Origin of the sequence: Mycobacterium helveticum, assembly GCF_007714205.1 — a bacterium.
GTDB classification, from domain to species: Bacteria; Actinomycetota; Actinomycetes; order Mycobacteriales; family Mycobacteriaceae; genus Mycobacterium; species Mycobacterium helveticum.
The window spans coordinates 1-13202 of the sequence record NZ_VMQU01000140.1; the positions used below are offsets into that span (position 1 = coordinate 1).

The following is a 13202-nucleotide window of genomic DNA, read 5'->3' on the forward strand; positions in this document are numbered from 1 at the left end:
ATCCCTTGCAGGAAGGGCACTTCCGCGCTACGACGCGGCCCTCAATCCATAGCCGGCTGAAAAATCAGGGTCAGAAGAAGGCGACGATCCCCTCTACGCGCGCATCTTTGATGAGTCAACGCGCCCGCTGGCGGTGTTCGATGTCACCGAATACACTGACCGCGATGCGCACTGGAACGCCGAGGCGTCGGACCCATATCTGCACTGGCTCAAGCGGTCCAGGGTACTGCGCAAGATCATTCATCGACTACGGGTTCTTTGCGGGACGCAGCCCGGCACCGCGGACGGCCATCCCGCCGGTGGCGCACCGTGTCCCGGCCTGACGCGGTCGTGCCAGGCGGACGCACGATGCCGTTTCACGCAGATGCCGTCGCAGCAGGGCGAGCAATCGCGCGCGCATTTCCGGTGCGCGCCGGGCAGGGCGCGAGCCCGGGCTTGCGCCGGATCACGTGTGTGCGCCGGCTCGTGGCCGGTCTTATGCTTATCGCCATCTTGACACGCGCCGGCACTGGGGACGCCGGCGCGCAGGCACGAAAAGTGCTGTTCGAGCAGCCCGCCGTCGACGACCTGGCGCGGTCCTTTCTGGTTCCGGAGGCGGACCCGCGGCACCCCATTCCGCCGCCGGCGGACCGATTTATCCTGATTCTCTGGCAACCCAATCCGAAACGGTCTGACGGGACGCTGGTTCCCACGTCCTGGAGCGCCGGCGACAAGACCGGCTTTTACCCCACGCCGCCGCTGGGACATCAGCTTGGCTTCGAGGACCGCTACGGAACGACCACGGTCCAGGCCCAGGGCGGAGTCGTCGGTGCCTACCTGAACGCCCAGGAGGTTTCGCCCGCAACCGACTTCGGCGGGCTGATGATCACCCCGCAGTTCCGCTGGAGCAATGCATCCGCGGCACGCCCATTTTCCGACCCCGCCCGGGCGCTGTTGGTCTCGCTCGAACTGCAGGTGCCCACGGCTTCCGACGCGAACCGGCCCGGGAGCGGTGCCTTCGTCTTGGCCGACCTGGAGTTCACGGACCGGAAATCGGGGACGAAGCTGAGCTACGGCTCAAAGCTGTTCTTCAACGGCCACGGGGATTCGAACAGCTTGGACATCGGCTTCGACGCGCCGTCCGAGAGCATTATGGTCAACGCGCCGGACGAGGACGGCAGTCCCACCCTGCTGTGGGTGCCCGGGTCGGATCATTTCACCGGAACGCCCTGGCGCGGCTGGCGCACGTTCTCCTATACCGTCACGGGGCGCGCCTTCAGCTTCGCCCTCGACCGGGTCAGGGACCGGTATCCGAATGCGAACGCTTCACAAGATCCGGCCGACTACCGGCTGACCATGTTTCACCTGAACGCCGAGGTCAGGCACGGTGGTGGTCCGGCCGAGCTGGGCTGGTCGATGAGGAACGCCAGGATCGTTCTTCAGGACGGCGGATCGTGATCCAGGTTGCGACGCCACGCCTCGGGCAGGGATCGGTGCGGTGCCACTTCGGGGCAGTCCGCGGCGCCGCGCCGGCTCGTTGGAGGCGTGGTGGTCGAAGTAGGTCAGTACGTCGTGGCGTCGAGGGTGCAGGGTGCGGCCGAGCTGGATGATTCCTCCAGCGGGCCTGTTTCCAATACTTGTGCGGCTGCTCGCGCGTGGCTACAAGGACTTGGCGTAGCGGCGAACGACCTGGGCCTCATTGAACGTGCTCGCGTGCTGCCGGCCGTGGTCGTCCTGACCGAAGAACGTCCACTGCTTGGGACTTTTCTGCGGCTCGCCGATCATCTTGACCTTGAAGGGCAGGTGGCTGGGCTCGATCGTGCCGATCGTGTCGCCGACCCGGATCTGGGACGGATGGATCTCGGGTGCGTCCATCCAGTTCTGTACGGTCATGTCGCTCGTCCTTTCTCACCAAGAGTTGCGCGCGACGTTGCGCGTCGCGTACCAGGAATGGATTCGTCCCGCACGGGCGCCGGGCCCGTCTCCGCGGTGCGTGAGGTCTCTGTCAATCGGTCACGGCCGCTTCGGCAGGAGCGGAAAGATCATCCGGCGAAGACGGACCGCAGCTCACGTTTGCGCTGCGCGCTGCGCGCACGATGTCCTCACTGGTCCGAAATTCTTGGGTGTCCCACTCGATGCGCGCGACGGGAAGGTCGGCCGCTTGCCGCAACACCATCGTTGCGAGAGCGGTGGAGGTCCTGCACGGTACCACCAGGAGGTTGGCGCAGGCCTGGCTGCCGACGACCAACATCAGACGCTGGCGAACGGCCGCCTTGCCGGTGTCGCCGTTCCGAAGCCGGTTCAGCGCGTCCAGGTCCGGAGAGCTTTCCAGCGACGTCCAGTTGACGCTGATGTCGATGATTTCCCCCAACCGGGCGGACAGGGCACCGACCAACTCGGGTAGCTCGGCCGCGATCGAGGAGGTGTGCGGCCACCACGCCCCGTCGAGCGGCGAACCCAGTTCGGCCGCCAGGGCAAGCCGGACAGGGCTGGCCAGGCGCCGGCCACGCACGGCCCGGTTCATGGTGCTGAGATCGCCACGACTGGAACCCGAACCGGCGCCGCCGCTGGGCGACCCGCGCATAACGTCCGGTGACCCATCGACGATCCCTTCGCTTCCGGCTGACCCGGCACATGAACGTGAGGATCGACAAACAACCTCAGTCGTAGACCACGATTTCGGATGCGCCCGCAGGAGCGCCCGAGATTCACGTCGGCTTATGTAAAGCTCACCGTCGATATTACACCCCACGGCCCAAGATCGGGCTGGTTGAGCTGTCACGGGTTTGCCCGGGCACCAAACCTTCTCCCGCGAGCGTGAGTGTCTGCACGGCGACACACCGCGGTGCGCGTACACATGCGCACGCTCGCCGGCCGGGACAGACGGCTACAGCAGGTAGCGGTACGCCGGTGAACCCGGCGCCAACGGCTCGACGTGGATCTCCGTGGCCCGCATCCGGGCCAGCAGCCCGTCCAGGTCGGCGGCCGAGCCCAGTTCGATACCCACCAGCGCCTCACCGGTCTCGCGGTTGTTGCGCTTGACGTACTCGAACAGGGTGATGTCGTCGTTGGGGCCGAGCACCTCGTCGAGGAAGCGGCGCAGCGCACCGGGCTCCTGCGGGAAGTCCACCAGGAAGTAGTGCTTGAGGCCGAGGTGGACCAGCGAGCGCTCCAGCACCTCGCCGTATCGCGAGACGTCGTTGTTGCCGCCCGAGATCAGGCACACCACCGTGGATCCGGGCTCGATGTCGGCTTCCAGCAGGCCGGCGACCGACAGCGCGCCCGCCGGCTCGGCGATGATGCCCTCGTTCTGGTAGAGGTCCAGCATCGCGGTGCACACGGCCCCCTCGTCGACCGCGGTGATCGACACCATGTCACCGGCGGCGGCCAGCGCCGCGTAGGTCAGCGCTCCCGCGCGCCGCACCGCGGCTCCGTCGACGAACTGGTCGACGTGATCCAGCGTCACCGGCTCGCCGGCGGCCAGCGCGGCCATCATCGCCGCGGCCCCGGCCGGCTCGACGCCCAGCACCGACGTGTTCGTCGTGCGCTCGGCCAGGTAGGTGGTGATGCCGGCGATGCACCCGCCGCCGCCCACCGGGACGACCACCAGGTCGGGTTCCCCGCCGAGCTCGTCGAGTTGGGCGAGGAGTTCGACGGCGATCGTGCCCTGCCCGGCCATGGTCCGCGCGTCGTCGTACGGGGGTACCAGGGTGGCGCCGGTGCGTTCGACGTCGGCCAGCGCCGCCTCGGCGGCGAGGTCGTAGGTCGACCCGCCCACGATCAGCTCGATGAACTCCCCGCCGTGGTAGCGGATCCGGTCGCGCTTCTGCTTGGGCGTCTTGGCGGGGACGTAGACGCGGCCGCGCACGCCCAGCCGCCGGCACGCATAGGCGAAACCCTGCGCATGGTTGCCCGCCGAGGAACACACCACGCCCGCGGCCAGCTCCTCGTCGGAGAGCTGCACCAGCAGGTTGTAGGCCCCCCGGATCTTGTAGGACCGCACGATCTGCAGATCTTCGCGTTTGAGGTAGACCCGCGCGCCGGTGATTGCCGACAGCCGATCGCTGAGCTGCAAGGGGGTGGGCGTGACCACCGCGGCAATGCGCTTGGCCGCGGCGTCGACGTCAGCCGCGCACAGCGGTGACACGCCGGGGCTCTGGCTCAGGTCGGCGGACACCGATCAATGGTGCCATGACCACCGGGGCGGGGCGTCCACCCTGTGGAAGTCAGCTGACGGGGGTCAGCACGAACACCGGAATCTGGCGGTCGGTCTTCTTCTGGTAGTCGGCGTAGTCCGGGTACGCCGCGACAGCGCGCTCCCACCACACGGCTTTTTCCTCGCCGAACACCTCGCGGGCGTCGTAGTCGCGGGTGACGCCGCCGTCCTGCAGCTCGACCCGCGGGTTCTTCTTCATGTTGTGGTACCAGACCGGGTTCTTCGGCGCCCCGCCGAGCGACGCGACGCACGCGTACTCGCCGTCGTGCTCGACGCGCATCAGCGGCGTCTTGCGCAGCTTGCCGGTCTTGGCTCCGACGGTGGTCAGCAAGATGATGGGCATTCCCCGCAAATCGGCGGCCTCGGTTCCACCGGATTCGGCGAACTTCTCTGCTTGTTCGCGCGACCAATCCCAGGGCGACGGTTCGTACTCTCCGGTAAGTGGCATGCCCGCTATTTTACGGCTGAATCCCCCTGCCGACGTCGCGCCGCGGCGGCCCAGCCCGAGAAGTCGGACTACCGCGCCCGCGCCAGCTCCGCGATCTCGTTGACTCTTCTTGTCGCCGTGGCGATCTCGTCGGCGAACTGCCGGCGGCGTTTGGCCACGTCGGCCCCGCCTGAGCCGTCGATGAGCTCGCGGTGCCGGGCCAGGCGCAACCCGGTCTTGAACAGCTCCATCGACCTCGACTCGGCGCTGGCGATGCGGCGCTGCAGCTCCCACTGCTTGCCCACCTCCAGGCACTCGGCCAAAAAGGCTTCCTCGTCGAAAGATTCGTCCTCGTAGGCGGCCAGTCGGTCGGCCACGATGTGGTAGGCGTCCAGGAACGGGCGCAGCACCAGATGCGCCAGCAGCACGTCGGCCGACTCCAACAGCCGCCGCACGTCGTCGGCGCAGTACGTCCTGGTGATGTCCACCGGGTCTTCGGCGGGCGCGATCAGGCGGATCTCGTCGGCGAGCTCCTTCTCGAACTGCGCCCGCCCCGAGAACAGGAACTCGAACTTCAGCAACTCGCGCAGGCGCAGCGCCTCGTCGCGCACGGTCGCCGGGGCCACCGTGCCGCTCGATTCGCACGCCGCCACCAGCGCCATCTCGGCCATCGCCCGGTCGACGAGGATGTGGATGGCGGTGTTGCGGTAGAACGCCGCGACCAGGTGCTGCTCGGCGCCGATGCCCCACACCGCCTCGGTGCCGGCGTCGTAGACGCTGACCACCCCCGAGGCGACGAGCTGGTGCAGGGTCCATCGGATCGTGGATCGGTTGGTCAGGTCCGCCGCGCCGGCCACCGCCCAGTTGCGCGCGGCGATGTAGCTCGCCAGCGGTTGCACGGTGTCCAGCACCTCGCTGATCGACAGCGAGCGGTCCGCGCCCAGCAGCGCGAGGCTGACCACCGCGGTCGGCGTGACCGGCGTGGCCCGGTTGATGCGGTGCTCGACGTCCAAGGCGATGCGTTCGACCTCGGTTCCGGTGCCCGACTCGTCGCCGCGCAGCTCCTCGAGACGCTTGCGCAGCGGCAGCGGCTCGCCGAAGTCCAGGTACGCCCGGCCCAGCCGGTGGCCCTGCTGACGCGCGAGCCGGACCAGAAAGCGAAGGTCCTCGGGACGTTTGGCGGCCCCGTAGGCCTCGGTGGTCATGGCCTCGACCTCGTGCAACTGGTCGTAGACGATGGAAGTGGGCACCAGATACACCTCGGGACCGTCGATTTCGTCGACGGCGTCGGCGATGTAGCGCAGGATCCCGAACACCGGCGGCCGCAGCTTGCCGGTCCTGGTGCGGCCCCCCTCGATCGACCAGGTGAGGTTGGCGTGGTTCTGCACGAGCTGCGCGGCGTAGGCACGCAGCGCGAACCGGTAGACCGGGATGTCTTTGGTCTCCCGGCGGATGAAGATCGCGCCGGTGCGCTTGGCCCAGGCGCCCATCGGGAAGAAGTTCAGGTTGGCCCCACCGAACGTCAGCGCCGGGGACAGGCGGTTAGCCACGATCACCTCCGGCAGCAGCATGCCGTCCAGGTAGGAGCGATGCGAGAAGGCGAACGCCAGCGTCGCCCTGCGGTCCAGCCTGCGCAGCTGCGCGATCTGGTCCTCGTCGACCAGCACGTCGTAGGCGCGCATGATCCAGCGGCTGAACCCGCGCCAGGCCTGCACCGCGCGTTCGTCCAGAAAGGCCGCCATCTCCCGCAGGTAGCCGGCGGCCTCGGCGCGCACGTCGTCGGGATCGCGGCCCAGCTCCGCGGCCAGCGCGCCGAGCCGCGCGTCGTACCAGCGCGCCGCCAACAGCTGGCTGACCTCCGCGGGATCGGTGGCCAGCGGCGTGGTCGATTCACCACGGATCCCGCTGCGCTGCAACATTTTCCGCACACCCACGCGGCCGAGTTCGCGCGCGGTCGTCGCCGCTGCCCCGCTCGTCATCGCTGTCCTCCTCGGCGCCGGATCACCACATCGGTGAGCGTACGTCCGCGACCGGGGCAGCGGAACGGTTCGCGGGATTTCCCGAAGACGCTCGGTTCAGCCGCCGGGTCGCCACAACTGCAGGGTCGAGGTCACGCCGGCGGGCAGCTCCAGCAACTCGAGGGGCGTGCCGTCGGGGTCGTAGACGAAGAACATCCGGACTCCCCCGATGTCGACGGGCGGGTCCGCCCGCACGTCGGGGTGGTGGCGCCGGACGGATTCGTAGGCGGAGTCGAGATTTTCGACCCGGAAGGAGATGTTGGTGTAGCCCAGATGCGGGCCGCGGGGGCCGGGCGGCACGGCGCCCAGCGACAACAACTCGACCATGGTCCCGCCGATCAGCCCGCCGACCATGCGGCCCTGCTGCGCGGCCCCACCGGTCACCGCGTCCAGCGCGGCCCCTTCGAGTGCGACGTCGAAGACGACGTCCATGCCCAGCACCGCGGTGTAGAACGCCACGGACGCCTCGATGTCGGACACGCCGATGCAGACGTGGGAGAAGTTCTGCACGGCGACGGGGGGCGTTTGGCTCACTGGTGCACCATCCTTGTGTGCGAGATCGGCCGTGCGAGATCGGCCGTGCGCAATCGGCATCATGTTACGCAGCGGTTGGCCTGTCGGCGCCCGTTGCCGGATGCCCGAGCCGCCGAGCGTGCGTGTCCGCACGGCGACACGCCGCATCACGCGTACACATGCGCACCCTCGCGGGAAGCCCCGGGCGCTCAGGGGCCCGAGCAGCCGGGGCGCTCAGGCGCCCAGGCAGCCCGGGCCCAGCAGCTCCTTGAGGTCGCCCATCAACGCCGGCGAGGGCGTCACCCGCAGGGACTGGTCCAGCTCGAGCGTGGTGATGCGATCCCCGCTGATGAGCCGCAGGTGCACCTGCGAGGTTCCGGGATGACGCGCCAGCACCTGTTTGAGCGCGGTCACCTTGTCGATGGTGCACTGCCGGGTGGGCAGGCTGACGGACAGCGGCCGGTTCGGTTGCGCAGTGGAGAAGTCGGGCACCACCAGGTCGTTGGCGATCAGGGCGATCCGGTCGTCGCGGATCGCCACCTTCGCGTTGACCAGCACCACCGCGTCGTCGGCGATGTCGGCGCCGTACGCGGAGTACGCGTGCGGGAAGAACATCACCTCGATGCCGCCGGTGAGGTCCTCCAGTTGCGCCGAGGCCCAAGGCATCCCATTCTTGTTCACCCGCCTGTTCACCGACGCCAGGATCCCGCCGACGCGCACCTGGGTCTCGTTGGGCACGTCGCCGTCCAGGATGGCCGGGATCTGGGTGTCCACCTGGGCGGCCAGCAGGTGCGCCACGCCGTTGAGCGGGTGCCCCGACACGTACAGGCCCAGCATCTCGCGTTCCAGGGCCAGCTTGTGCTTGTCCTCCCACTCGTCGTCGGGCACCTTGATGGTGAACACCGCGTCGGCACCGGAGTCGCTGCCGCCGAATAGATCGAACTGGCCCATCGCCTCGGCCTTCTTCGTGCCCAGCACCGAGTCGACGGCGTCGGTGTGCACCAGGAACAGGCCCTTGCGGGCATGATTCAGTGAGTCGAACGCGCCCGCCTTGATCAACGACTCGGTGACCTTCTTGTTGCAGGCCGCGATGTCGATCTTGTTCAGGTAGTCCGAGAAGTCGGTGAACTTCCCCTTCTCGTTGCGGGTCTTGATCAGCGAGCTGACCACGTTGGCACCGACATTGCGCACCGCGCCCATCCCGAAGCGGATGTCTTGCCCGACCGAGGCGAAGTTCACCAGGGACTCGTTGACATCGGGCGGCAGCACGGTGATGCCGAGCTTGCGGCAGTCGGCCAGATAGACCGCCGCCTTGTCCTTGTCGTCGCCCACCGAGGTCAACAGCCCCGCCATGTACTCGGCCGGGTAGTTGGCCTTCAGATAAGCCGTCCAGTACGACACGAGGCCGTAGCCGGCGGCGTGCGACTTGTTGAACGCATATCCGGCGAACGGAAGAATGGTGTCCCACAAGGCCTTCACGGCCTTCTCGGAGAAGCCGTTGGCGGTCATGCCTTCCTGGAAGCCCTTGTATTCGGCCTCGAGCACCTCGAGCTTCTTCTTGCCCATCGCCTTGCGCAGCGCGTCGGCCTTGCCCATCGTGTAGGAGGCGACCTTCTGGGCGATCAACATGATCTGCTCTTGGTAGACGATCAGGCCGTGGGTCTCGGAGAGGATTTCGCGCAGCGGCTCCTCGAGCTCGGGGTGGATCGGCCTGACCGCCTGCCGCTTGTTCTTGCGGTCGGCGTAATCATTGTGGGCGTTCATGCCCATCGGACCCGGCCGGTACAGCGCCAGCACGGCGACGATGTCGTTGAACTCGGTGGGCTGCATCCGGCGCAGCAGATCGCGCATCGGCCCACCGTCGAGCTGGAACACCCCGAGGGTGTCGCCGCGGCCGAGTAGCTCGTAGGTGGGCTTGTCGTCGAGCGGAACCGACTCCAAGTCGAGGTCAATCCCCCTGTTGGCCTTGATATTTTCCAGCGCGTCGCCGATGATCGTCAGGTTTCGCAGGCCCAGGAAGTCCATCTTCAGCAGACCGATGGCCTCGCACGACGGATAGTCCCACCCGGTGATGATCGCGCCGTCCTGGGGACGTTTCCACAGCGGGATCGCCTCGGTCAGCGGCTCGCTGCTCATGATCACCGCGCAGGCGTGCACACCGGCGTTGCGGATCAGGCCCTCCAGGCCGCGCGCGGTCTGGTAGATGGTGCGCACGTCGGGGTCCGTCTCGATCAGGCCCCGGACCTCGGCGGCCTCCTTGTACCGGTCGTGGCTCGGGTCGGTGATGCCCGACAGCGGGATGTCCTTGGCCATGATCGGCGGAGGCAGCGCCTTGGTGATCCGGTCGGCGATCGCGAAACCGGGCTGGCCGTAGTGGATACGCGCCGAATCCTTGAGTGCCGCTTTGGTTTTGATGGTGCCGAAGGTGATGACCTGGGCCACCCGGTCCTGGCCCCACTTGTCGGCCGCGTAGCGCACCATCTCGCCGCGGCGGCGGTCGTCGAAGTCGATGTCGATGTCGGGCGCCGACGGACGTTCCGGGTTGAGGAAGCGCTCGAACAGCAGACCGTGCGGAATCGGGTCGATGTTGGTGATGCCCAGCGCGTAGGCCACCAGCGAGCCGGCCGCCGACCCACGCCCCGGCCCCACCCGGATGTCGACCGAGCGGGCGTAGTTGATCAGGTCGGCGACGATCAGGAAGTACGACGGGAAGCCCTTGTCGCAGATGACCTTGATCTCGTACTCGGCGCGGTCGACATAGTCATGGCCGACATCGGATCCGAAACGCCGCCGCAGTCCCGCCATCACCTCGTGGTGCAGCCAGGTCGCCTGGTCGTGACCCTCGGGCACCGGGAAGATCGGCATCCGGTCCCGCGGCTCCCACACGTCGGCGTAGGACTGCACCCGCTCGGCGATCAGCAGCGTGGAGTCGCACGCGCCCGGCACGTCGTCGTCCCAGATCCGGCGCATCTCGGCGGCCGATTTCAGGTAGTAGCCGTCGCCGTCGAACTTGAACCGGTTCGGGTCCGACAGCGTCTTGCCGGTCTGCACGCACAGCAGCGCCTCGTGGTTGTGGGCGGCGTCGCGGGTGACGTAGTGGCAGTCGTTGGTGGCCAGCGGCGGGATGCCGAGCTTGCGGCCGATCTCGAGCAGGCCCTCGCGGACCCGCTGCTCGATCGACAGCCCGTGGTCCATCAGCTCCAGGAAGTAGTTGTCGGCACCGAAGATCTCGCGCCACGTGGCGGCCGATTCGAGCGCCTCGCGGTCATGCCCCAGGCGAAGGCGCGTCTGCACCTCGCCCGACGGGCAGCCGGTGGTGGCGATGATGCCCTCGGCGTGTTCGGCGATGAGCTCGGCGTCCATCCGCGACCACTTGCCGAGCTGACCCTCGAAGGAGGCCAGCGAGGACAGCTTGAACAGGTTGCGCAGGCCGGTGGCGTTCTCGGCGACCATCGTCAGGTGCGTGTAGGAGCCGCTACCCGAGACGTCGTCGGACTTCTGGCCCGGATCCCCCCACAGGATCCGCCGGGTGTCGAAGCGGGAAGCGGGAGCGACATAGGCCTCGACGCCGATGATCGGCTTGATCCCGGCCTTGGCGGCCGAGTTGTAGAACTCGCTGGCGCCGAACATGTTTCCGTGGTCGGTCATCCCGACCGCGGGCATCCCCAGCCGCTCCACCTCGGTGAGCATCGGCGTGATTTTCGCGGCACCGTCCAGCATCGAGTACTCGGTGTGGTTGTGCAGGTGCACGAAGGAGGACTGGAATGAACCGCTCATAGGCACGCCAGTCTATGACCCGGCACCGACGGCTTTCGGGCGTGTCGCGAAGTGTGTCGTGCAACCGCGTCCTGGTTCTCGTCCTGGTTCTAAGGTGTGCGGTATGTCCCAGACCGTCGGCTGGTCCGCGGAGTCGTCGCCCTGGTCCCCGCGAGAATCGGAGCTGCTTGCGGTGACGCTGCGGCTGCTGCAGGAGCACGGCTACGAACGTCTGACGATCGACGCGGTAGCCGGCGCCGCCCGCGCCAGCAAGGCCACCGTGTACCGACGCTGGCCCTCGAAGGCCGACCTGGTCCTGGCCGCGTTCATCGACGGCGTGCGGCAGGCCACGGTCACCCCGGACACCGGCACGCTGCGGGGCGACTTGATGCAGATCGGGGAGAAGATCTGTCAGCAGGGCCGCCAGCACGCGAGCACCATCCGGGCGGTGCTGGTCGAGGTGTCACACCACCCTGCGCTCAATGACGCCCTGCAGCGTCAATTCCTCGATCAGCGCGAGGCGTCGATCAAGGGGGTCCTGCAGCGCGCCGTCGACCGCGGTGAGATCAGCGCCGCCGCCGTCACCGACGAGCTCTGGGACCTGCTGCCCGGCTACCTGATCTTCCGGTCCATCATCGCCGGCCGGCCGCCCACCCGTGAGACCGTCCGGGCGCTGGTCGACGACGTGATCATGCCCGGGCTCACCCGGTCCGTCGGCTGATGGCCGGCCGCCGACCGGCCGGGACGGTGCGCCCGCTCGGCTTGTGCAGTACGGATCAGTACCGTACTGTCACAGTCGGCGATCACCGCGACGATCTTGTCGCTGAGGATCGAAAGGCCTACGGGTGAAAGGGATTCCGGTCGAACACGTGGTTAGGCGAGGGTGGATGGTGCTCGTCGCGGCGCTCGTCGTAACCATCACCGGATTTGCGATCTACCGACTGCACGGGATCTTCGGCTCGCACGACAACACCTCGGCCAACAGCGGCCTGTCCAACGAAATCATCCCGTTCAACCCCAAACAGGTGGTTCTCGAGGTCTTCGGGGCACCCGGAGCCGTGGCGACCATCAACTACCTGGACGTGAACGCCCAGCCGCAACAGGTCAAAGACGCCCCGCTGCCCTGGTCGTACACGATCACCACCACGCTGCCCGCCGTTCTCGGCAACGTCGTGGCGCAGGGAAACGGGGACACCATCGGCTGCCGCATCATCGTCAACGGCGAGGTCAAGGACGAACGCACCGTGAACAAAGTCGACGCCTACACCTTCTGCCTGGACAAGTCCGGATGAGTGACGATCAGCCGGCGCGGCCGTGGGTGCCGCGCACCCTAAGCCGGCTGTCACTGCCGATTCTGCTGTTCTGGGTGGCGCTGGCCGCCGTGACGAACATCGCGGTGCCCAACCTGGAAGAGGTCGGAAAAACACACAACGTCGCGCTCAGTTCGCCCGATGCGCCGTCGCTGAAGGCGACCAAGCACATCGGCGAGGTGTTTCACGAATTCGACACCGACAGCTCGGCGACGGTCGTGCTGGAGGGCGACAAGCCGCTCGGCGCGGACGCCCACCGGTTCTACGACACGATGATCCGCAAGCTCGAGCAGGACCGAAAACACGTCGAGTACGTTCAGGACTTCTGGGGAGACACCCTGACCGCGGCCGGTTCGCAGAGCACGGACGGCAAGGCCGCGGACGTTCAGATTTTTCTGGCCGGCAACTTGGGCTCGGCGGCGGCCAACGAATCCGTCCGCGCCATCCGCGACATCGTCGAGCACACACCGCCGCCGCCGGGCGTGCAGGCCTATGTCACCGGCGCGGCGCCGCTGATCTCCGATCAGTTCGACGTCGGCAGCAAAGGAACCCTGAAGGTCACCGCGATCACCGTCGGGGTGATCGCGGTGATGCTGCTTTTTGTGTACCGGTCTTTTGCCACCATGTTGCTGGTGCTGGTGACGGTGCTCATCGAGATGGCCGCCGCCCGCGGGATCGTCGCGTTCCTCGGCAACGCCGGAGTCATCGGGCTGTCCACCTACGCCACGAATCTGCTCACGTTGCTGGTGATCGCCGCCGGCACCGACTACGCGATCTTCTTCGTCGGCCGCTACCAAGAGGCGCGCGGAGTCGGCGAAGACCGAAAAGCCGCCTATTACACGATGTTTCGCGGAACGGCTCACATCATCCTGGGTTCGGGCCTGACCGTCGCCGGCGCGGTCTTCTGTCTGACCCTGATTTTTCAGCCGGCTTGTGATGATCTTGTTTTCGGTGATCTGGTTGATGGTGGCTGCGCGCTGATG

11 protein-coding genes are annotated in these 13202 nt (G+C 67.4%); 4 read left to right on the plus strand and 7 right to left on the minus strand.

What is annotated here, in order from left to right:
- The first annotated feature begins 453 nt into the window (after window positions 1-453).
- Window positions 454-1437, plus strand: coding sequence for a hypothetical protein (locus FPZ47_RS23180; RefSeq protein WP_144955758.1), 984 nt, complete (start codon window positions 454-456; stop codon window positions 1435-1437).
- 201 nt (window positions 1438-1638) lie between these two features.
- Here the strand turns inward: FPZ47_RS23180 and FPZ47_RS23185 are convergent, their stop codons facing one another.
- The 7 genes from FPZ47_RS23185 to dnaE form a co-directional block, all read right to left on the minus strand.
- Window positions 1639-1872, minus strand: coding sequence for a hypothetical protein (locus tag FPZ47_RS23185; RefSeq protein WP_144955760.1), 234 nt, complete (start codon window positions 1870-1872; stop codon window positions 1639-1641).
- 112 nt (window positions 1873-1984) lie between these two features.
- Window positions 1985-2503, minus strand: a complete 519-nt coding sequence (locus tag FPZ47_RS23190) for a DUF5994 family protein (protein ID WP_144955762.1) — start codon at window positions 2501-2503, stop codon at window positions 1985-1987.
- A gap of 363 nt (window positions 2504-2866) precedes the next feature.
- On the minus strand, window positions 2867-4156 hold the full coding sequence (ilvA, locus tag FPZ47_RS23195) for a threonine ammonia-lyase (RefSeq protein ID WP_144955765.1): 1290 nt from the start codon (window positions 4154-4156) through the stop codon (window positions 2867-2869).
- Between the two features lie 49 nt (window positions 4157-4205).
- Window positions 4206-4643 carry a nitroreductase family deazaflavin-dependent oxidoreductase gene (locus FPZ47_RS23200; protein ID WP_144955767.1) on the minus strand — a complete coding sequence of 146 codons (438 nt, stop codon included), beginning with the start codon at window positions 4641-4643 and terminating at the stop codon, window positions 4206-4208.
- 68 nt (window positions 4644-4711) lie between these two features.
- The gene (locus FPZ47_RS23205) at window positions 4712-6601 is read right to left on the minus strand and encodes a lysophospholipid acyltransferase (protein ID WP_144955770.1); all 1890 of its coding nucleotides are present in this window, start codon (window positions 6599-6601) and stop codon (window positions 4712-4714) included.
- Between the two features lie 96 nt (window positions 6602-6697).
- The gene (locus FPZ47_RS23210; RefSeq protein ID WP_246133559.1) at window positions 6698-7174 is read right to left on the minus strand and encodes a VOC family protein; all 477 of its coding nucleotides are present in this window, start codon (window positions 7172-7174) and stop codon (window positions 6698-6700) included.
- Between the two features lie 213 nt (window positions 7175-7387).
- Complete coding sequence (dnaE, locus tag FPZ47_RS23215) at window positions 7388-10930, minus strand: DNA polymerase III subunit alpha (protein ID WP_144955776.1); 3543 nt, start codon at window positions 10928-10930, stop codon at window positions 7388-7390.
- A 103-nt stretch (window positions 10931-11033) separates the two neighbouring features.
- On the opposite strand from dnaE, the gene FPZ47_RS23220 reads away from it, so the two are divergent.
- From FPZ47_RS23220 to FPZ47_RS23230, 3 genes are all read left to right on the plus strand, one after another.
- On the plus strand, window positions 11034-11630 hold the full coding sequence (locus FPZ47_RS23220; protein ID WP_144955779.1) for a TetR/AcrR family transcriptional regulator: 597 nt from the start codon (window positions 11034-11036) through the stop codon (window positions 11628-11630).
- Between the two features lie 124 nt (window positions 11631-11754).
- Complete coding sequence (locus FPZ47_RS23225) at window positions 11755-12201, plus strand: MmpS family transport accessory protein (protein ID WP_281291894.1); 447 nt, start codon at window positions 11755-11757, stop codon at window positions 12199-12201.
- Window positions 12198-13202, plus strand: a 1005-nt coding sequence (locus FPZ47_RS23230; RefSeq protein ID WP_144955785.1) for an MMPL family transporter, incomplete at its 3' end; no start/stop codon positions are given. The genes FPZ47_RS23225 and FPZ47_RS23230, both read left to right, overlap by 4 nt.

Coding starts and splice junctions, on each gene's coding strand:
- FPZ47_RS23185 (WP_144955760.1), bottom strand. CDS start 1,872: ATGACCGTACAGAACTGGATGGACGCACCCGAGATCCATCCGTCCCAG.
- FPZ47_RS23190 (WP_144955762.1), bottom strand. CDS start 2,503: ATGAACCGGGCCGTGCGTGGCCGGCGCCTGGCCAGCCCTGTCCGGCTT.
- FPZ47_RS23200 (WP_144955767.1), bottom strand. CDS start 4,643: ATGCCACTTACCGGAGAGTACGAACCGTCGCCCTGGGATTGGTCGCGC.
- FPZ47_RS23205 (WP_144955770.1), bottom strand. CDS start 6,601: ATGACGAGCGGGGCAGCGGCGACGACCGCGCGCGAACTCGGCCGCGTG.
- dnaE (WP_144955776.1), bottom strand. CDS start 10,930: ATGAGCGGTTCATTCCAGTCCTCCTTCGTGCACCTGCACAACCACACC.
- FPZ47_RS23220 (WP_144955779.1), top strand. CDS start 11,034: ATGTCCCAGACCGTCGGCTGGTCCGCGGAGTCGTCGCCCTGGTCCCCG.